Source organism: Stenotrophomonas sp. YJH_SMC_12-1 (assembly GCF_059370935.1).
Genome location: NZ_JCAFUD010000003.1, coordinates 465,290 through 484,492, shown reverse-complemented (window position 1 = coordinate 484,492; position 19,203 = coordinate 465,290). Strand labels below are relative to the sequence as shown.

The 19,203-nt window shown below is 66.8% G+C and carries 10 protein-coding genes and 3 tRNA genes; 6 read left to right on the top strand and 7 right to left on the bottom strand.

The window, feature by feature from the left end; translation table 11 throughout:
* The 6 genes from AC5P8Y_RS08320 to AC5P8Y_RS08295 all read right to left on the bottom strand — a co-directional run.
* The coding region (locus AC5P8Y_RS08320) for a GTP-binding protein (protein ID WP_495201811.1) at window positions 1-321 on the bottom strand (321 nt) is incomplete at its 3' end.
* A 41-nt stretch (window positions 322-362) separates the two neighbouring features.
* Window positions 363-438 (bottom strand) — tRNA-Thr (locus tag AC5P8Y_RS08315).
* Window positions 439-487: 49 nt separating this feature from the next.
* Window positions 488-561, bottom strand: a tRNA-Gly gene (locus AC5P8Y_RS08310).
* Window positions 562-585: 24 nt separating this feature from the next.
* Window positions 586-671: transfer RNA gene (locus AC5P8Y_RS08305), tRNA-Tyr, on the bottom strand.
* A 137-nt stretch (window positions 672-808) separates the two neighbouring features.
* The gene (locus AC5P8Y_RS08300; protein ID WP_049430290.1) at window positions 809-1,825 is read right to left on the bottom strand and encodes an isoaspartyl peptidase/L-asparaginase family protein; all 1,017 of its coding nucleotides are present in this window, start codon (window positions 1,823-1,825) and stop codon (window positions 809-811) included.
* Between the two features lie 105 nt (window positions 1,826-1,930).
* A complete protein-coding gene (locus AC5P8Y_RS08295; protein WP_049404345.1) occupies window positions 1,931-2,950 on the bottom strand; it encodes a cyanophycinase in 1,020 nt (339 codons plus the stop codon).
* Between the two features lie 170 nt (window positions 2,951-3,120).
* On the opposite strand from AC5P8Y_RS08295, the gene AC5P8Y_RS08290 reads away from it, so the two are divergent.
* The 6 genes from AC5P8Y_RS08290 to AC5P8Y_RS08265 all read left to right on the top strand — a co-directional run bounded on the left by AC5P8Y_RS08290 (window position 3,121) and on the right by AC5P8Y_RS08265 (window position 17,516).
* Window positions 3,121-5,859 carry a TonB-dependent receptor plug domain-containing protein gene (locus tag AC5P8Y_RS08290; protein ID WP_049404342.1) on the top strand — a complete coding sequence of 913 codons (2,739 nt, stop codon included), beginning with the start codon at window positions 3,121-3,123 and terminating at the stop codon, window positions 5,857-5,859.
* Window positions 5,860-6,022: 163 nt separating this feature from the next.
* Window positions 6,023-8,794 (top strand): response regulator, encoded by a 2,772-nt coding sequence (locus AC5P8Y_RS08285; protein WP_495201898.1) that lies wholly within the window; start codon window positions 6,023-6,025, stop codon window positions 8,792-8,794.
* On the top strand, window positions 8,791-10,011 hold the full coding sequence (locus AC5P8Y_RS08280; protein ID WP_111187893.1) for an EAL domain-containing response regulator: 1,221 nt from the start codon (window positions 8,791-8,793) through the stop codon (window positions 10,009-10,011). The genes AC5P8Y_RS08285 and AC5P8Y_RS08280 overlap by 4 nt, the downstream gene beginning before the upstream one ends.
* Before the next feature lie 124 nt (window positions 10,012-10,135).
* Entirely contained in the window at window positions 10,136-13,363 is a 3,228-nt protein-coding gene (locus tag AC5P8Y_RS08275) for a hybrid sensor histidine kinase/response regulator (RefSeq protein ID WP_288469547.1), read from the top strand.
* Entirely contained in the window at window positions 13,360-14,001 is a 642-nt protein-coding gene (locus AC5P8Y_RS08270; RefSeq protein WP_049404331.1) for a response regulator, read from the top strand. Before AC5P8Y_RS08275 ends, AC5P8Y_RS08270 begins: the two co-directional genes overlap by 4 nt.
* A 263-nt stretch (window positions 14,002-14,264) precedes the next feature.
* Window positions 14,265-17,516, top strand: coding sequence for an autotransporter outer membrane beta-barrel domain-containing protein (locus AC5P8Y_RS08265; protein ID WP_049430286.1), 3,252 nt, complete (start codon window positions 14,265-14,267; stop codon window positions 17,514-17,516).
* Between the two features lie 504 nt (window positions 17,517-18,020).
* On the opposite strand, the gene ychF is transcribed toward AC5P8Y_RS08265, so the two are convergent.
* On the bottom strand, window positions 18,021-19,112 hold the full coding sequence (gene ychF, locus AC5P8Y_RS08260) for a redox-regulated ATPase YchF (RefSeq protein ID WP_005408193.1): 1,092 nt from the start codon (window positions 19,110-19,112) through the stop codon (window positions 18,021-18,023).
* Between the last annotated feature and the right edge of the window lie 91 nt (window positions 19,113-19,203).

The following is a 19,203-nucleotide window of genomic DNA, read 5'->3' as shown; positions in this document are numbered from 1 at the left end:
CGAGCACACCAGGATCGCGCCGTCCATCTGGGCGGCACCGGTGATCATGTTCTTGACGTAGTCGGCGTGGCCCGGGCAGTCAACGTGGGCGTAGTGACGGATCGGGGATTCGTATTCGACGTGCGCGGTCGAGATCGTGATACCACGCGCCTTTTCTTCCGGAGCGGCGTCGATCGAGGAGTAGTCCTTGAACTCGCCACCGAAGCGCTCGGCACCGATCTTGGTCAGTGCGGCGGTCAGCGTGGTCTTGCCGTGGTCGACGTGACCGATGGTGCCGACGTTGACGTGCGGCTTGGTGCGCTCGAACTTACCCTTGGCCATGGCTGCTTATCTCGAATTCGTCTGAGAGGTGATGCTTAAGATGGTGCTCACGAAAGGAATCGAACCTTCGACCTCTTCCTTACCAAGGAAGTGCTCTACCGACTGAGCTACGTGAGCCGAGTTTTGCATTATGACATGAACTCGATAATATTCAAAGTTCATTCAATGGAGCGGGAGACGGGAATCGAACCCGCACCATCAGCTTGGAAGGCTGAGGTTCTACCATTGAACTACTCCCGCGCCGGGAATGTCACAACGTGAAACTGGTGGAGGGAGGTGGATTCGAACCACCGAAGGCGTAAGCCAGCAGATTTACAGTCTGCCCCCGTTGGCCGCTTGGGTATCCCTCCTTACCACCCCATTCCGTTGCCGCCGAAGCGTTGCGGTGCGTGGTGGTGAGCCGCTTATTCTGCTGATGGGACGGGGGGCTGTCAACGCTTTTTTCCATTTTTTTCACACGCTGTCGCAAACCCATTGATACGCAAGGTTATTGCCCGGGAAGCGGCAGGGTCTCGTTGGCGAAAATTGCGACATGAGGGACGCCGTCGCCGCCGATCCAGCCCCGATACATGCCCTGGGTGTTGAACGGCGTGGCCATTTTTCCGTCTGCGCCGAGCACGATCGCACCGCCGTCGCCGCCCATCTGCGGAATCGTCTCGTTGATCACGCCCTTGCCGGCTTGCTCCGGGCTCTGCCCCTGGTAGCGCATGCGCGCACAGATCTCGTGCGCGGCCGCAGTGCGGATGTAGTACTCGCCCCACCCGGTGCCGGACACCGCGCAGCGTGCGTCGGCCCAGGTGCCGGCACCGATGATCGGCGAGTCACCGACCCGGCCGTAACGCTTGTTGGTCATGCCCCCGGTGGAGGTGCCGGCGGCCAGATGCCCCTGCGCGTCCAATGCGACCGCACCAACGGTACCGAAGTGCTTTGCAGTCTCCAGGTCGGCATGCGCCTGGCCGCTGGCCTCTTCCTTCAGCGCGCGCTGCAGCTGCTGCCAGCGCTTCTCTGTACGGAAGTAGGAGGGATCGACCAGAGGAATGCCCTGCTCGGCCGCGAAGGCTTCGGCGCCCTGCCCGACCATCATCACGTGGCGGGATTTCTGCATCACGGTCTGCGCCAGCAGGATCGGGTTGCGCACACGCTGCACGCCCGCCACCGCGCCCGCCGCCTGGTTCGCGCCATCCATGACCGCCGCATCCAGCTCGTTGCGGCCGTCATGGGTGAACACTGCGCCCTTGCCGGCGTTGAAGGTGGGATCGTCCTCCAGCACGGTGATCGCGGCGGTGACTGCGGCCAGCGCGGGGCGCCCCGCCGCCAGTTCCGCATGACCCTTCAGCAGTGCCGCCCGCAGCGCGTCACGTGCGGCCTTTTCCTCGGCCGGCGACAGGTCCTTGCGCTCGACGCCGGCGCCGCCGTGGATGACCAGCAGCGGTGAAGTGGCCGGTGCGGCCTGGGCAAGCATGGGCAGGGACAGCAGCATAGACAGCGCCAGGCGCAGTTTCATCGGATACGTCTCCAGCAGTAACGGGGAATGGATTGCAGGGTAGTGCCGGCCGCTGGCCGGCGAGGGGCGTATCAGGAAAGGTGGGTTGCCGGCGAGCGGCCGGCACTACCGAAGCGTGAACTCAAGCTCGCCATCGCTGACGTCGGCCACGGCCTGGTAGTCGGCCTCGGCCTGGACGTCATCCAGGCGCATGCGGCTGCCGCTGGCGACCACCGTTACCGGCACGGCGCGGAAGCGCAGCGGCTCGCCCTCGACCAGGCGGTCGGCATCGCGGCCAGGGCTGACCACCCAGACCTTGCCCTCGCCATCAGCGCTGTAGACCTGCGCCTGGCCATCGGGCTCCACGCACAGGGCGGTGTCCTCGTCGACGCCGATGCCGACGATGTCGGGGTTGCCACTGTCCTGTGCGGCGCGCGCCACGAACACGATCAGGCGACCGAGCCGGTCGCGCTTGTCGAAGTGCGTGTCGGTGACTACGCGCTGCAGGTAGGGCATCTGCAGGAAGCCGCTGTCCATGGTCACCGCGCTGCCCATCGGGTCCGCCAGGGCACCGGCAGAGGTGATGCTGCCGCCGTCCATCGCGCCGTAGGCATAGCCACCGAGGATGGCGAGCCCCGCACTGGTACCGGCAATCGGCTTGCCAGCGCGCACGTGGGCGTTCAGCGCGCGGTTGAGCGCAGTGCCCTTCCAGAAGCGGATGTAGCGCGATTGGTCACCACCGGCAATGAAGATGGCATCAGCCGCGGCAACCACGCGCAGCACGGCCGGATCGTCGGCGCCGCGGCGGCTGTCGAAGACCAGCGTCTGCACTGCGGTGGTACCGCCGATCTCGCGGTACAGGCGGTCCTGCAGCTCATCACTGCCAGAAGCGCGCAGGATCAGCACGCGGCCATTGCCAGCCTGCTTCAGCCACCAGTGGAAGGCCTCCGGCACCCATTCGCCACCGCCCATCAGCATCATGGCCGGTGCGCGCGGACCGGGCCGGGGCGCGTCGAGATCGCCGGCTTCGTAGTAGGCGAAGCCCGGGCCCTGCAGGTCCTGCGCAAGGGCGACCAACGGCACGGCCAAGACCAGCAGCGCCAGCCAGGCGAAGGGGGCACGCAGGGTCCGATGGAGGCGTCGCATCTTGATCTCCCTGAACAAAATCGACTTGCAAGCGTTTCCACTCTTTGCCAGATAGGGACCCAGTAGTCAAGGACATGAAAAAGGCGTTAAATGCGCGCGCCCGTTCCGGAAATCTGAATGGGGGACAGGGCCCCTCCTCTGCGGGCCGGCTTCATTTCCGAGAATTCCTCATGCGTAGAAAGGCGATGGCGTGGTCGATCCAGCTGGCGTTGATGGGCGTGGCTGCTTCCGCGGCGGCCCAGGCACCGGCTTCCTCCCCGGTTCAACAACTGGATGCGGTGCAGGTCACCGGATCGCGCATTCCGCGCGCCCAGGTGGAAGGCCCCGCCCCGATCACGGTGATCAACGCCGAACAGATCCGCTCCAGCGGCTTCACCAGCGTGCCGGACGTGCTGCGTGCAATGACCCAGAACGGCGGTGAGACCCAGAGCCAGCAGTCTTCCAGCGGCGCCGACTTCTCGCCGGGCGCCCAGCAGGTGGACCTGCGCGGCCTGGGCCCGAACCACACGCTGGTGCTGGTCAATGGCCGCCGCATCGCCGACTTCCCGATGCCGTTCAAGGGCCGCAGCAACTTCACCGATGTCTCCAACATCCCGCTGGGGATGATCGAGCGCATCGAAGTGCTGACCGGCAGCGCCTCGGCCATCTACGGCTCGGACGCGATCGCCGGCGTGGTCAACTTCATCCTGAAGAAGAAGGCCGACGGCACCACGATCGACATGCGCATGGGCACCACCAGCGAAGGCGGTGGCGAGTCGTTCGACATGAGCCTGGCCAGCGGCTTCAGCCGCGGCAACTTCAACGCCGTGTACAGCGTCGAGCTGCAGTCGCAGACCCCGCTGTGGGCCTATGAGCGCGACATCCAGGATTCGACCCAGGACGGCCCCACCGAGGGCTCGCGCATCGCCCGCCGCGCTTACCTGCGTACGGACTACAACGACGACTACCTGGATCCGGGCGCGGCCACCTGCGAAGCGCTGGCCGGGCAGAACCAGGGCAGCACCTACCGCGCCTACCGCCCGCGCTACGGTTACTACTGCGGCAGCGACAGCTCGATCGGCTATGGCACCATCCTCAGCAAGCGCCGCGGCGCCAATGGCTACGCCTCGCTGAGCTACGACTTCGACAACGGCCAGCAATGGTTCGCCGATGTGCAGCTGGGCTACCACACGATGTCGCTGATGCGCGACGTCACCAAGTGGGGCCGCATGGACGCCAATGGCGATGAGTCGGGCTATTTCAACAACCAGGCCACCGGCGAGATCGAGTTCTGGCAGCGCCAGTTCTCACCCGAGGAAATGGGGGGCCTGCGCAATGCGATGGTACGCAGCACGCAGAAGACCTTCAGCGTGACCACCGGCTTCAAGGGCAATCTTGCCGGCAACTGGGACTACGAAGCGGCGCTGAGCCATTCGCAGTACCAGTCGCGGATCAGCTGGGCGCAGATCATCGCCTCCAAGGCGAATGACCTGTTCCTGGGCCCGCAGCTGGGCGTGGACGACGACGGTTTCCCGATCTACAACGCGGACCCGTCGCGGCTGTACCGGCCGCTGACCCGCGCCGAGTACGATTCGATTGCCGCACGCACCACCTATTCGCCGAAGTCGCGCACCGAGACGGCTGCATTCACGCTGACCAATTCCGCGCTGTTCGGCCTGCCGGGCGGTGATGCCGGGTTTGCCGCGACCGTGGAAGTGGGCCAGCAGGCCTATGCGCTGAATCCCGATCCGCTGGCCACCCAGTACTACTACTACAGCTGGAAGGATTCGGACGGCCAGGGCTCGCGCAACCGCTGGGCGACCGCCGCCGAGCTGCGCATGCCGCTGCACGAGACGGTCAACCTGAGCGTGGCCGGCCGCTACGACCAGTACCGCTATTCCGGCCACACCATCGGCAAGGCGACCTGGAGCGGCGGTCTGGAATGGCGCCCGATCGACACGCTGCTGGTACGCGGTTCGTATGGCACCGCGTTCCGCGCGCCGGACCTGCACTACGTGTTCGCCGGACCGGGCAACGACGAGACCACCGCCGAAGACCTGTACAGCTGCCGCGCCGATGGCGCTAGCGACTGTTCCGACTACGAGCGCAACCTGATCCGCAGCCGCACCGGCAACCGCCAGCTCGACCCGGAAACCAGCACCTCGTGGAGCGCAGGCTTCGTCTGGTCGCCGGCGATCGGCCTGGACCTGTCGGTGGACTGGTTCGACATCGACATGCGCAAGCAGGTGCAGGACATGGATGTGCGCACCCTCCTGGCCAACGAAGCGAACTGCCGGCTCGGCAGTGCCGACATCAGTTCGCCGACCTGCGTGGACGCGCTCGACCGCATCACCCGTACCAGCGACGGCCGCCTGTACGGCGTGCGCGTGGCGCCGATCAACGTCGCCCGCGAGTCGACCTCCGGCATCGACGTCGGCCTGCGCTACCGCCTGCAGACCGGTATCGGCGACTTCATCCTCAATGGCACCCACACCTGGGTGAAGAAGCACGATTTCCAGCGCTACCCCGGCGATCCGACCCTGGACCAGTTCGCGGTCAACAGCGGATTCGACATCCCGCGCACCAAGACCAGCCTGAGCGTGACCTGGGAGAAGGACGCGTGGTCGGCCACGGTCTACGGTTCGCGCCTGGGCAAGCTGCCGACCTCGGACAACTACGACCAGTCGTTCGACTGGGAAAGCGGTGACAGCCCCTACGTGAAGGCGACCTACCGCTACAACGCCTCGGTGCAGTATCGCTTCGACGACCATTCGCGCCTGTCGCTGTCGGTGGTCAACGTGTTCAACAAGATGCCGCCGAAGGATGCCACATACACCGCGTATCCGTACTACGACGTGTCCTGGTTCGACAGCGTCGGCCGCACCATCAACCTGCAGTACACCCACAAGTTCGGTGGCAGCGCGCTGTAAGTGCCCGGCCAATGTCGGTACAGGAGACCCCCGCTTCGGCGGGGGTTCCTTTTTTTTGCCACCTGAACGGTGCCCGCGTGCAGGCTCCGGGCCGGCCGGCCAGCCGGGGATTTTAGGAAACAGCTGATTCCGCGCCGTCCGCGCGGCTTCCTAGCATCGTTGCATGTTCCGCTTCCCCCGCCCTTCGCTGCAGAAGACCGTGCCATCGACCACCGCGTCGGTGCTACTGCGCTGCCTGACCGTCTGTGTCTTCATCTGCCTGGCCGCCGCGGCCGGGTTCTACCTGCTCACGGCATTCACCGAGGACATCTCGACCCATCGCCGCGAGATGAATGCAGCGGCCTACAGGGCCCAGATCTATTTCGACCAGCGCGAAGCCCTGCTGCGCTACCTGGGCGATTCCGTGCTGGCCGGCAATCCGGATGCGCCTGCCACGGACAGCAAAGGCATGCGCCAGGTGGCGCTGGATGGCCCCGGCGGCCAGCCGGGCCAGCGACTGCTCTTGTCGGCACGTGCCGAGCACACGCTGCAGGCGCTGCAGACGCACCTGCTGCTGGTCGATGCGCGGGGTGCGCACTGGCTGGCCGGAGGCGCGGTCGACTTGGACGTGGCACGCCTGCCATCGCTACGTGCACTGCAGACGCGCAACGGCAGCCTCGAGGGCGCTGACCGGGTGTACTGGCTGCGCCCGGGTGACCGTGGCGTCGCACTGGCGCAGCCGGTGCAGTCCGGTCCCCATCCGGCGCAGTGGCTGGTACTGCTGCTTGATACAGATGCAGCGGCGGGCATGATCGATGGCCAGGGCATCGGCGGTTATGCGTTGCTCGACCGTTCTGGGCAGCCTGCATTGTCCAGCCAGGCGCCGCGGCTGGATCGCGCGGGCTGGACAATCCTGCGGGAACGCCAGGACGACAGCTTCGGTACGTTATGGAGCGGCGGCCTGCCGCGCGGCGTAGCGCTGGTGAAAAGTGTCGGCAATGACGGCTGGCGGTTGGTCTACCACCTGCCGCCGCAGCTGCTGCTGGGCGACCTGGCCGTGCCCCTGCTGGTCTGCGTGCTGTTGCTGCTGCTGGCCGGTGTTGCGCTGCGCCTGCTACGGCATCGCGTGGACCTGCAGCTGATCCAGCCGGCCCTGCAGCAGCACCGCCGCCTGCTGGAGAACCTGGACTTCAGTTCGACGGTGATCGACATGGCGCCGGTCGGCATCTGCGTCCTGCGCCGCAACGACCGCGCGCTGCTGCTGTCCAACCAGCTGCTGCGCGACTGGCTCGGCGAGGAAGGCGAACACAGCGACTGGCAGGCGCCATGGCGCGGACATGCCGGCGAGCGCGGGCGCGGACTGGAATTCACCGCCCGCGACGGGCGCCAGCTGCAGGTGCTGCACGCGGCCTGCCGCTACCAGGGCGATGATGTGCTGCTATGCGTCTTCCATGATATTTCCCGACACCGCCAGGCACAGGCCGCACTGTCGTCGGCACGCCAGGCGGCCGATGCGGCCAATCAGGCCAAGAGCGCGTTCCTGGCCACCATGAGCCATGAAATCCGCACTCCGCTGTACGGCGTGCTGGGCACGCTGGAGCTGCTGGGGCACACCTCGCTGGACGCCCGGCAGTCGCAATACCTGCGCACCATCGAGAGTTCCTCGTCGGTCCTGCTGCAGTTGATCAGTGATGTGCTGGATGTGTCCAAGATCGAGTCAGGGCAGCTCAGCCTGGAGCCGGCGGCGTTCTCGCCGCGCGAGCTGACCGAGAGTGTGCTGCGCAGCTTCGCCGCGTCGGCCACCTGCAAGGGCCTGCAGATCCTGGTCTGCACCGATCCGCGCCTGCCGACGCGGGTGCTCGGTGATGCCGACCGCATCCGCCAGGTGCTGGGCAACCTGCTCAGCAACGCGATCAAGTTCACCGAGCATGGGCGGGTGGTGTTGCGCGTGCGCCAGGTGCAGCGCGAAGGTGAATCGAGCGTGCTGGGCTGGCAGGTGACCGATACCGGCGTGGGTATTGCTGCGGAGGAACAGGCGCGGCTGTTCGAACCGTTCCGCCAGGTCCGCGGCGCGGCCAGCGCGCAGGGTACCGGCCTGGGCCTGTCCATCAGCGACCGTCTGGTGCGCTTGATGAGCGGCGAGCTGCAGGTGGTGAGCGAGCCGGGCCTGGGCAGCAGCTTCAGCGTCCGCCTGCCATTGCCGGTGCTGGCCGCTGCCGAGGATGGGCCCACGTTGCTGCCGGAACCACCGATCCTGGTGCGCGGCCGCGACCGCGAGCTGGTCGACAGTGCCTGTGGCTGGCTGTGTCGCTGGGGTGCCAACGCGCAGCCCCTGCTTGGCGACCCGACGCTGCTGGACCATGACGGCGCGATCCTGATGGATGGCGAAGCAGCCACTCCGCTGGCATGGTCGGGTCCGCGCGTGGTGGCATCGATCGAGGGCGGTGACCAGCCGATCACTGCCGCCGATGGCAGCCTGGTCGTGACCCTGCATGGCATGACCGCGATCGGCAATGCGCTGGCCAACGTGCAGCAGCAACGTGCTGCGCAGCCGGAGACCACGCGCTTGGCACCGCCCGTGCCGCTGGGGCTGCGCGTGCTGGCGGTCGAGGACAACCCGATCAACCGGGTGATCCTGGCTGAGCAGCTGCGCACCCTCGGCTGCGACGTGGAGCTGGCACAGGATGGCATTGAAGCGCTGCAACGGTGCCGCGAGCAGTGCTTCGATCTGGTGGTGACCGACATCAACATGCCGCGCATGGACGGCCACGCGCTGGCCCGCGAGCTGCGCGATGACGGCAACCTGGTACCGGTGATCGGCGCCACCGCCAATGCCACCGCCGAAGAGCGCGAGCGCTGCCTGGCCAGTGGCATGCAGGGCTACCTCAGCAAACCCATCGACATCGCCCGCCTGCGCAAGACACTCACCGCCCTGCGCCAAGGAGATCCCGCATGACCCAGCGTGTCCTGATCCTGGAAGACCAGCCCTTCCAGCGTGGTTTCCTGGCCAATCTTTTCGGCAGCCGTGCCGGCGTCCAGGTCGATGCCTGCGAAGACGTGGATGCCGCCATCGCACTGTGTGCCTGCCAGCCCTACGACCTTGTGGTCAGTGACCTGCTGATGCCCGGGCAGGACGGCATCCAGTTCATCCAGGCGCTGGCGGCGCAGCCACGCCCACCCCGCCTTGCCGTGGTCAGCGCGGCCCCGCGGCGGATGATGACCTCGGCACGGCTGATGGCCGAATCGCTGGGGCTGGAGGTGATCGGCCTGCTGCCCAAGCCGGTGGCGGCCGCCGACGTGGATGCCCTGTTCGAGGCGCTGGCGCAGGCGCGTCAGGCCACTGGCAAGGCCCCCACGCGCGCGGAGGCTGCACCCGAACCGGATGTTTCGCAGCTGCGCCAGGCCATGGCCGATGGCAGCCTGACGGCCTGGTTCCAACCGAAAAAGTCACTGCAGTCAGGGCGGGTCGTGGCGGCCGAGGCACTGGTGCGCTGGCGCCATCCGCAGCTGGGCACGCTGGCAGCTGGCAGCTTCCTCCCGGCGATCTGCCGATACGGGCTGGAGGGCGATCTGCTGCGGATGATGCTCAAGGCCAGCATCAGCGCACAGGCACGCTGGCGCAAACAAGGGTTCCGGGTACCGGTATCGATCAACCTGCCCCCTCACCTGCTGGAGCAGTCGGACCTGCCCGACGAACTGCTGGCACTGACCCTGGCCAACGGCGGTACGCCTGGTGAATTGTGCTTTGAGCTGATGGAAAACAGCACCACGCGGCACGTCAGCGACTTCTATGCCGGTGCCTGCCGGCTGCGCATGAAGGGCTTCGGCCTGGCCCAGGATGATTTCGGGCAGGGTCTGAGCTCGGTCCACAATCTGGTCAATACCCCCTTCACCGAGGTCAAGATCGACCGCGCGCTGGTCAGCGGCTGCGCCCGTGACCCGGCCCTCCACCTGACCTTGTCGACGGTGATCGCGCTGGCCAACCAGCTCGGGCTGACCATCGTGGCCGAGGGCGTGGAAAGCGATGCCGACCTCGCGGCGTTGCGACAGCTCGGCTGCAACCAGGTGCAGGGTTTCCTGATCTCGCAGGCGCTGCCCTCAGATGAGTTCACCCGCCTGCTGGACGAAGAAGCACCGCGTCTGGACGAAAGATCGCGAGCCGCCCTGAGCTGACACGGTTTCCACAGCGACTTCACAACATCATCAAGCGCCATTGACGATCCTGTCTGTGCAGTGGCGGCGGACTTTGCGCTGCCGCCACCGGTGCCTCTGTCCGCCCCCTGCCCTGAGACCCGCCATGCCGGCCGAGGCCGTACCTGTTCGCCGACTCGCTCGCCGCTCACTGCGCGTCCACGCCCTGCTGATCGGCGTGGTGGTGCTGGCGACCCTGCAGGCCGGACTGCTGCTGTCGGCCGGCTCGCAGCTTTTGAACGAAGAGCGCAGCAAGATCGAGTACCACTTCCGCCGCCTGGACGGCACGCTTCGCGAGCAGGAGCGCTTCCTGCGCCAGTGGCGGCTGCACGATGTCGGCGCACGAGGACAGCCGGTTGCCGATGCCAACGTGGAACTGCAACGCGGCCCGTTGTTCGCCAACTTCGCGGCGATCGGGAGCGAGGGAGCCAGTCTTTCGCTACCGAACGAGCTGGGCGATCGTTTCCTGCGCTTCTACGGCACGTTCTGGTCGGCCTCGCACTACCCACCACCGCAATGCCTGCTGGTCGATGGCCAGGGCACGCGCGGGCTGCTGGCACCGGTGCAGATCGGCGTTACCGATGCGAGCCAGAACAGCCCGCATCACCTGCGCCCGGCGATCGCCGACATCCACCGGGTCATGGGCACGCGTCCGGCGCTGCAGCGCGGTGGCATCGTCTGGGTGAGCGTACCGTGGCGCGACCGGCAGACCCGTTTGCTGGCCATCGCGCATGCGCCGCAGGATGCACGCCTGTGGGGCGAGGACGACAAGGATTCACAGGCCGCGCTGGCCTGCCTGCTCGATCCGGGACGTGTCGATGACTACCGGCAGGTGCTGGGTGTTCCGGTGTTCCAGCGGCTGTCGCTGTTCGATACCGATGGCCAGCGCCTGCTGGGCGATGCAGCAGACGCCAGTGACGCTGGCACCTCCTGGAAGGCCGGCCTTGCAGGCCTGCAGTTCCGCATGCGCAGCGAGCGCGGCTGGCTGGCGGTGTACCACGTCAGCTGGCGGCAGGTGTTCCAGCACCCACAGGGGCCCTTGCTCGGCGCGACCGTGGTGGCCCTGCTGCTGGCGTTGGGTGGCACGCTGCTGCTGCGCGCGTATCGGCGTTCGGTCATCGAACCACTGCGCAGCAACCACGCGCGCCTGCTGGAAAGCGAGGCCTTCAGCCGCACCATCCTGGACAACGCGCCGATCGGGCTGTGCCTGCTGCGCCGTACCGATGGCAATGTGCTGCTGGACAACACCCTCGCCCGCCGCTGGCTGGGCGAAGACCACCACAGCGGAGGCTGGCATGGCCCTTGGCGGCGCAGCGTGCTGGCCGCTGGAGGCACCACGCTCGGCGATGCGCTGGCCTACACCACGCCCGAAGGCCGCCACCTGCTGGTGACCGCGACGCCGGCGCGCTATCGCGGCGAGCCGGCGGTGCTGTGCCTGTTCATCGATCTCAGCAGCCAGCATGAAGCCGAACAGGTGCTGCAGCAGGCGCGCCGTGCCGCCGACCAGGCCAACCGGGCCAAGAGCCAGTTCCTGGCCACGATGAGCCATGAAATCCGTACGCCGCTGTACGGCGTGCTCGGCACCCTCGAACTGCTCGGACTCACGCCATTGGATGCGCGGCAGCAGGACTATCTGGCGACGATCCAGCGTTCGTCCTCGACCCTGATGCAGCTGATCAGCGACATCCTCGACGTCAGCAAGGCCGAGGCCGGGCAACTGAGCCTGGAGCCCAGCCCGTTCGATCCGGTGCGACTGACCGAGGATGCGCTCGACTCGTATGCTGCCGCGGCCGCCAACAAGGGGCTGCGGTTCTACGCCTGCATCGATGCCGACGTGCCACCCGTGGTGTGCGGTGATGCCGCGCGGATCCGCCAGGTCCTCAACAACCTGATCAGCAACGCACTGAAGTTCACCGACAGCGGGCGCGTGGTGGTGCGTGTTTCGGCACGCTGGCAGGAGCAACGCTGCTGGCTGCAGTGGCAGGTCGCCGATACCGGTATCGGCATTGCCAGCGAACACCAGGCGCACCTGTTCGAGCCGTTCTTCCAGGCCAACCCGGGCACCGATGCGATGCGCGGCACCGGCCTGGGGCTGGCCATCTGCGCGCATCTTGTGGCGTTGATGGAAGGCCAGCTGCGTGTGGTCAGCGAGAGCGGCCTGGGCAGCAGCTTCAGCGTCGAACTGCCGCTGCCACCGGCGCCGGCGGATCCGCAGCAATCCCCTGCGCCGCAGCTGCCTGCGGGCCTGCAGGTCCAGGTACGGGGCAGCGTGCGCGAGCTGGTGCAATCGCTGTGCGAACGCCTGCAGCAGCGTGGTGCACAGGCCAGCGTGTACCGGGAAGACAGCACGGCAGACTTGCCATCGCCCACCGTGCTGCTCGACCTGGTCCTTGACGACCCGCTGCCCGGGTGGGCCGGTGGACCGCGTGTGGTCGCCTGCCGCGAAGGCGGCGTGCGCCCCCGGCACATTGATGGCTTCTGGCAGGTTGGCCTGCACCGGTTCGATGCGATCGTGCTCGCGTTGGCCGCGGCCAGTGGCCAGCCGCTGGCGGCGAGCGCCGAAGGGCGCCTGCCGGCGACGCGCCGTTTCGGCCTGCAGGTGCTGGTGGCCGAGGACAACCCGATCAACCAGGCGATCCTGCGCGACCAGCTGGAACAGCTCGGCTGCCGCGCCGTGGTCGCCAGCGATGGCAATGAAGCGCTGGGCTACTGGCAGCAGGGCGCGTTCGCGCTGGTGCTGACCGACCTGAACATGCCCGGGATGGATGGCTATGGCCTGGCGCGCGCCTTGCGGGCGCGCGGTGTCAGCGTGCCGATCCACGGTGCCACCGCCAACGCCGATCCGTCCGAACGCCAACGCTGCCAGGAATCGGGCATGCAGGGCGTGCTGGTCAAGCCGATCACGCTGGAAGCGCTGCAACGCCTGCTGATCCGGATCACCCAGGGCGATGTGGCGGTTTCCGCGCCGCCGCAAAGTCCTGTATCCACCGATACGCGCGATGATGATCCGCCGCTGCAGGTTCCCGCAAGAATGCAGGCATTGTTCGTGCAGACCATGCAGGCTGACCTGGACAGCCTGCGCCAGTCGATTGCCACCGCCGATCCCGCGCGCGTGGTGCAGGTACTGCATCGCATCCGCGGCGCACTGGTCATCGTCGGCGCACCTGCGCTGGTGGACAGCGGCCTGCAGATCGAACAGGGCCTCGCAGGCGGCGATGACCTGGTCACCCAGGAGGCTCCGCTTGCCGGCTTCCAGCGACGCCTCGAACAGCTGCTGCATCCGCTGCTCGGCGCGGCATCTCCTTCCTCATCTGACGACCCGAACCCGCCATGACCACACGGATCCTCATCGCCGACGACCACCCGATCGTGCTTGCCGGCATCCGCGACGTACTGGCCGGGGAGCTGGACCTCGAGGTCGTGGGCGAAGCGACCGACCCGGCGACGCTGATCGAGCTGATGACCCGGACCCGGCCACAGGCGGTGATCACCGACTACAGCATGCCAGGGGGCGAGCGCTTCGGGGACGGCATCAAGCTGATCTCGTTCCTGCGCCGCAGCTTCCCGGAGACGCGCCTGCTGGTGCTGACGATGGTGTCCAACCCGTCGTTGGTTGCGGCGATGTATGCCGCTGGTGCCGGCGGCGTGGTGCTCAAGAGCCATGGATTGGGCAGCCTGGTACAGGCCCTGCGCGTGGTGCTGGCCGACCGCGTCTACCGGCCCCCAGGCCTGCTGCCGGTAGCGGCGAGCGAGCCGGCCGATGCCGATGCGGTGCGTGCGCGGCTGTCGCCGCGCGAGCTGGAAGTGATCCGGCTGTTCACCGGCGGCATGAGCGTGGGCGACATTGCACGCCAGTTGCAGCGCAGCGCCAAGACGGTCAGCACGCAGAAGATCAGCGCGATGCGCAAGCTGGGCGTGGACAGTGACCAGGCGCTGATCGAGTACTGCCTGCAGGCCTCGTTGTTCGCCTGAGGTCCACTCCAGGCTGAACCCTGCAGCCCCTGTACAAGGGCCTGCACCGGCTTTAGGAAACGCCTGATTCCATAGGACAGCGCCGATTTCTAGGCTGGACGCATCCCGCCTTGGTGCGCCTGCCGGCAGTAGCTGCGCCGCCCTGGGGGACGGAAGTCCGATGGCGCCTGCAGCTGCCATCGCGTGTGGCTTCCGCAGCGACGCGGCACTGCCGCGCCAGTTCGCGCAGCCGTGCTGCGCCCTGCCACAGGAAGTCCAACAGAATGTACGCCTCCCCCACACGGTACCGCCGTGCGCCCGGGCGCGCGCGCCTCGCGCCTGCCCCCCTCCTTCCCAGCCTGCTGGCCACCGCCCTGTGGGCGGCGCTGCCGGTCCACGCTGCCGATCTGACCGGGCCGCTGAAGGTCATCAATGGCCAGACCCTGCAGCTGGGTGCGAGCGATACCCTGCTGCACTCCATGGGCGGCTTCGCCCTGGACGTGAACGGAGCCGGCAGCACGGCAACGCTCGATGGCACGCGCGTCGATGTCACCGGCGGCGGCAGCGCAATCCAGGCCTCCGCAGGTGGCGGTGTTCTTGTACAGGGAGGTCACATACAGCTTGGCAATGGAAGTTCAGGCGTCGGTTATGCGCTCAACGCAACCGGCATCGGCAGTGTCATCCACGCCAGCAACCTGGTCATCAATGCCTATCGCAACAGTTCCGGCTACGGCACGGTCAACGCCACCAACGGCGGCAAGATATGGCTCGATGGCGGCAGTGTAAGCAGCGATGGTCATGCCCTGTATTCCAGCGGACGTGGAAGCGAGCTGCATGTATCGGGTACCACGATCAGCAACGGTGCCGGCCGCGCCATCTATGCCGACGGCGGCGCACTGCTTTCGTTGGAATCACTGGCGATGACGTTCGCGCAGGCGACCAACGGTTCCAGCGGCCGCCTGTCCGCAAGCGGCAGCGGAAGCGTGTTGTCGCTGCGCGACGTGGATGTCATCAATGGCAACTTCGACATTGACAACGGGGGGATCCTCCGCATCACCGGGGGCACCGCCACCGCCAACGGCAGCAGCATCCGACTGATGGGAAACCGGACCAGTCGAACGTTCGCCACAGCGGAAATCACCAATGCCCGCTTTGAAAGCATCGGCGGCTACGGCGTCAACGTCAACAGCTGGGGCAAGTTGACCGCCGAGGGCGCGCACTTCACCGTGCGCGATGGCAGTTCCGGGATCTGGCTGTCCGGTGCCGATTCGCTGGCGGACCTGAGCAACACTGTGATCAGCACCTTTGGTGACAACGGGTATGGCCACGGTGTGGACGTATGGGGTGGCACCGCGACGATCACCGGTGGCAGCATTGATACCCATGGCGATGGCGTCTACGGCCTGCGCGCTTCCGGCAGCAACCCTCCAACGCCCTACTCCCGGATCCGTGCCAGGAATCTCGACATTGCGACCTACGGTGCGGTGTCCGGTGGTGTGTTCCTGGGCGGCAGTACCGCGGACATACAGCTGGAGGGCGGCTCGATCACCACCCATGGCGCAGCCTCGTTCGGCATCGTGCAGATGAACACTGCAAAGCTCACTGCGGACGCCCTGCACATCCAGGCGCTGGGAACGAACTCGGGCGCCTATCGTTCCTACATCACCGTATTTGGTCCCTACTGGGATCGGCTGGTGTTCAACGACAGCCAGATCGAGACCCTGGACGGCCCTGCGTTGTGGCTGCAGGGAAGCAACCACGAACTGACACTCAACAATACCGCCGTTATCGCCCGTCAGGGAGGTGACCTGGTTGGCGGCCGACTGCTGAGGGTCAGCGATACCGTGTTCACTGATGGCAGCTCGGTGGCAACGTCCGAGATCCGCATCACCGCGGACAACAGCCGCCTGAGCGGCGACGTGATCGTCGACAGCGCGACCGCGGATGTTCGCATGGTGCTGCGCGACGGCACTTCCTTCAGCGGCGCCCTGCGCAACGACTCCGGCTACCAGGTCGCACAGCTGGCGCTGGATGGCAGCAGCCAGTGGAACGTGCGTGCCAGTTCCAGTGTCGGCGCGCTCGAGCACGCCGGCACCATCGCCTTCGATGCGCCGGCGGCGGACGGCTTCAAGACCGTCACTGTCAGCGGCGACTACGTGGGCAACGGTGGCCAGTGGATCTTCAACCGCGCACTGGGTGACGACACCTCGCTCGGCGACCAGCTGGTGATCAACGGCAACAGCAGCGGCACTGCCAGCGTGAGCGTGCGCAACGCCGGCGGCGCCGGTGCACTGACCCAGGAGGGCATCCGCCTGATCACCGTGGCTGGCCAGTCGGATGCACAGTTCAGCCTGCAGGGGCGCGCGGTCGCCGGTGCCTACGACTACTTCCTGTTCAAGGGCGGCGTGTCGACCCCGGATGATGGCAACTGGTACCTGCGTTCGGAATACGCGCCGCCGGTCGATCCACCGGAGCCACCGATTGATCCGCCGCAGCCACCAGATCCCCCGGTCGATCCGCCGTCGCCGCCGGAACCGCCGGTCGATCCGCCATTGCCGCCGGAGCCGCCGATCGATCCGCCGCGCCCGCAGGTGGAACGCCCGGAACCGGCGGCCTACCTGGCCAACCGCAGCGCCGCGCTGGGCATGTTCCGGCACAGCCTGCACGACCGCGCCGGTGATCCCGCCGCCGAAGCGGGCGTCAGCGGCGATGCCGTGGCCTGGATGCACCTTCGCAGCGCGCAGCCCGACAGCCACGACCGCAACCGCCAGGTCCAGGTCGATGGGCAGATCAGCAGCGTGCTGGTCGGCGTCGGCCGCCGCTTCGAGGTGGTTGGCGCGGGCGAACTGCAGGCAGGTGCGATGCTCGGCCACGGCCGTGCGCGCAATGACAGCCGATCGCAGGTGACCGGCTACGCCGCGCGGGGCGTGGTCACCGGCACCAGCGTGGGCGCGTATGCCACCTGGCTGCAGGATGCACGCATGCAGGGCGGCGCCTATGTGGATGGTTGGCTGCAATACGGCCGCTTCCGCAACAGCGTGCAGGGCGAAGGCCTGCAGAAGGAGCGCTATGACGCCCGCAACTGGAGTGCGTCGGCCGAAGCCGGCTATGTGCTCCCCCTGCGGCGCACCGCGCAGCGCGGCATCTACCTGGAACCGCAGCTGCAGGTGGTTCATAGCCGCTATGACAGCGACCGCGTGGTCGAGGCCAACGGCACGGTGGTCGAGGACCGCGGCGGTAGCGAGACCAGCAGCCGCCTCGGCCTGCGCCTGTACAGCCGCGGGTTGAGCCCGGCGCAGGGCCAGGTGCACCCGTACGTGGCGGTGAACTGGTGGTCCGGCGGCAATGGCGCAGGCCTGGCGATGGACGGCGAGCGCCTGCAGCGGCAGCTGCCGCGCGACATCTACGAAGCCAAGGCCGGTGTGCAGGTGAATCTGTCCGGCGGTTGGCGAGGCTGGGGTGAATTGAGCGGGCAGAGCGGTGGCATGGGCTTCCGCGATGTCGGTGCGCAGATGGGCGTGTCGTACACCTGGTGATGCGGGAAGTGCCCGGCAAGGGAGTGCCGGGCGCTTTTTCCACATGCCGCGTGGAAAGCGATGGGGGTTAGGTGTGGACAAGTGGCGGTGAGCGCCACGCATCAAGCGTTTCAGCGCGTGGTGAATTTTTGTCCATGCCCATCCGCGGTTTTCCACACCCGGCGTGGAGAGCGGTTTGGATTTGATGTGGACAAGTGGGTGGGAATGTTGCCACGCAAGCGTTTCGATACGTGGCGAAATTTTGTCCACGCGGAACGATTGAGGCGTCTAGCGCCGAGCCCACGCTCAGCTCACGTCCATCGCAGCCGAGCATGGGCTCGGCGCTGCATCAGGTTCGCCGGTTTTCCACACCCGACGTGGAAAGCGATGGGAGTTTGCTGTGGACAAGTACCGGCGAACGTCACACCGCAAGCGTTTCGCAGCGTGGTGTTTTTTTGTCCATTACCGGAAACGCGAACGCCCCGCATTGGGCGGGGCGTCCGGGGTCGATCCGATGCCGCTGGATCAGACGTTGAAGCGGAAGTGCAGGATGTCGCCTTCCTGCACGCGGTATTCCTTGCCTTCCAGGCGCAGGCGACCGGCTTCCTTGGCGCCGGCTTCGCCCTTGTACTTGATGAAGTCGTCATACGCGATGGTTTCGGCGCGGATGAAGCCCTTCTCGAAGTCGGTGTGGATGACTGCGGCAGCCTGCGGGGCGGTGGCGCCCTTGCGTACGGTCCACGCGCGGACTTCCTTCACGCCAGCGGTGAAGTAGGTCTGCAGGCCGAGCAGGCTGTAGGCCGCGTTGATCACGCGGTTCAGGCCCGGCTCGCTCAGGCCCAGGTCGGCCAGGAAGGTATCGCGGTCTTCGTCATCGAGCTGGGACAGCTCTTCTTCGATCGCGGCCGACACCGGCACCACCTGCGCGCCTTCGGCGGCAGCATGCGCACGCACGGCTTCCAGGTGCGGGTTGTTCTCGAAGCCGTCCTCCAGCACGTTGGCGATGTACATCACCGGCTTCAGGGTCAGCAGGAACAGGTCGCGCACCAGCGCCTTCTCTTCCTCGTCCAGACCGACCGAGCGACCGGCCTTGCCGTCCGACAGCGCAGCCTGCAGCTTGGCCAGCACCGGCTTGCGCGCCGCTGCGTCCTTGTCGCCGCCCTTGGCCGCACGCTCGGCACGGTTCAGCGCCTTCTCGACACTGTCCAGGTCAGCCAGCGCCAGCTCGGTGTCGATGGTTTCGATGTCCGAGATCGGATCGACCTTGCCAGCCACGTGCACGATGTCGCCGTGCTCGAAGCAGCGCACCACGTGGGTGATCGCATCGACCTCACGGATGTGCGCCAGGAACTTGTTGCCCAGGCCTTCACCGCTGGCGGCACCGGCCACCAGGCCGGCGATGTCGACGAACTCGACCGCGGTCGGGATGACCTTCTGCGGATTGATGATGCCCGCCAGCTCGTTCAGGCGCGGGTCCGGCACCGGCACGATGCCGACGTTCGGCTCGATGGTGCAGAACGGGAAGTTCGCCGCGGCGATACCCGCCTTGGTCAGCGCATTGAACAGGGTCGACTTACCGACGTTGGGCAGGCCGACGATGCCGCATTTGATACCCATGGGTGACAGCTCTCTGGGGTGAAAGTGATTGGGGAAACAGCGGCCTGGGCGCTGCTTTTCCAATCATTCTCCGTACCGACCAACGGCCGGT

What these genes read in the sequence shown, in the direction of transcription:
- AC5P8Y_RS08270 (WP_049404331.1), top strand. Translation starts at nt 13,360, where the DNA reads ATGACCACACGGATCCTCATCGCCGACGACCACCCGATCGTGCTTGCC.
- AC5P8Y_RS08265 (WP_049430286.1), top strand. Translation starts at nt 14,265, where the DNA reads ATGTACGCCTCCCCCACACGGTACCGCCGTGCGCCCGGGCGCGCGCGC.
- AC5P8Y_RS08280 (WP_111187893.1), top strand. Translation starts at nt 8,791, where the DNA reads ATGACCCAGCGTGTCCTGATCCTGGAAGACCAGCCCTTCCAGCGTGGT.
- ychF (WP_005408193.1), bottom strand. Translation starts at nt 19,112, where the DNA reads ATGGGTATCAAATGCGGCATCGTCGGCCTGCCCAACGTCGGTAAGTCG.
- AC5P8Y_RS08290 (WP_049404342.1), top strand. Translation starts at nt 3,121, where the DNA reads ATGCGTAGAAAGGCGATGGCGTGGTCGATCCAGCTGGCGTTGATGGGC.
- AC5P8Y_RS08275 (WP_288469547.1), top strand. Translation starts at nt 10,136, where the DNA reads ATGCCGGCCGAGGCCGTACCTGTTCGCCGACTCGCTCGCCGCTCACTG.
- AC5P8Y_RS08285 (WP_495201898.1), top strand. Translation starts at nt 6,023, where the DNA reads ATGTTCCGCTTCCCCCGCCCTTCGCTGCAGAAGACCGTGCCATCGACC.
- AC5P8Y_RS08300 (WP_049430290.1), bottom strand. Translation starts at nt 1,825, where the DNA reads ATGAAACTGCGCCTGGCGCTGTCTATGCTGCTGTCCCTGCCCATGCTT.
- AC5P8Y_RS08295 (WP_049404345.1), bottom strand. Translation starts at nt 2,950, where the DNA reads ATGCGACGCCTCCATCGGACCCTGCGTGCCCCCTTCGCCTGGCTGGCG.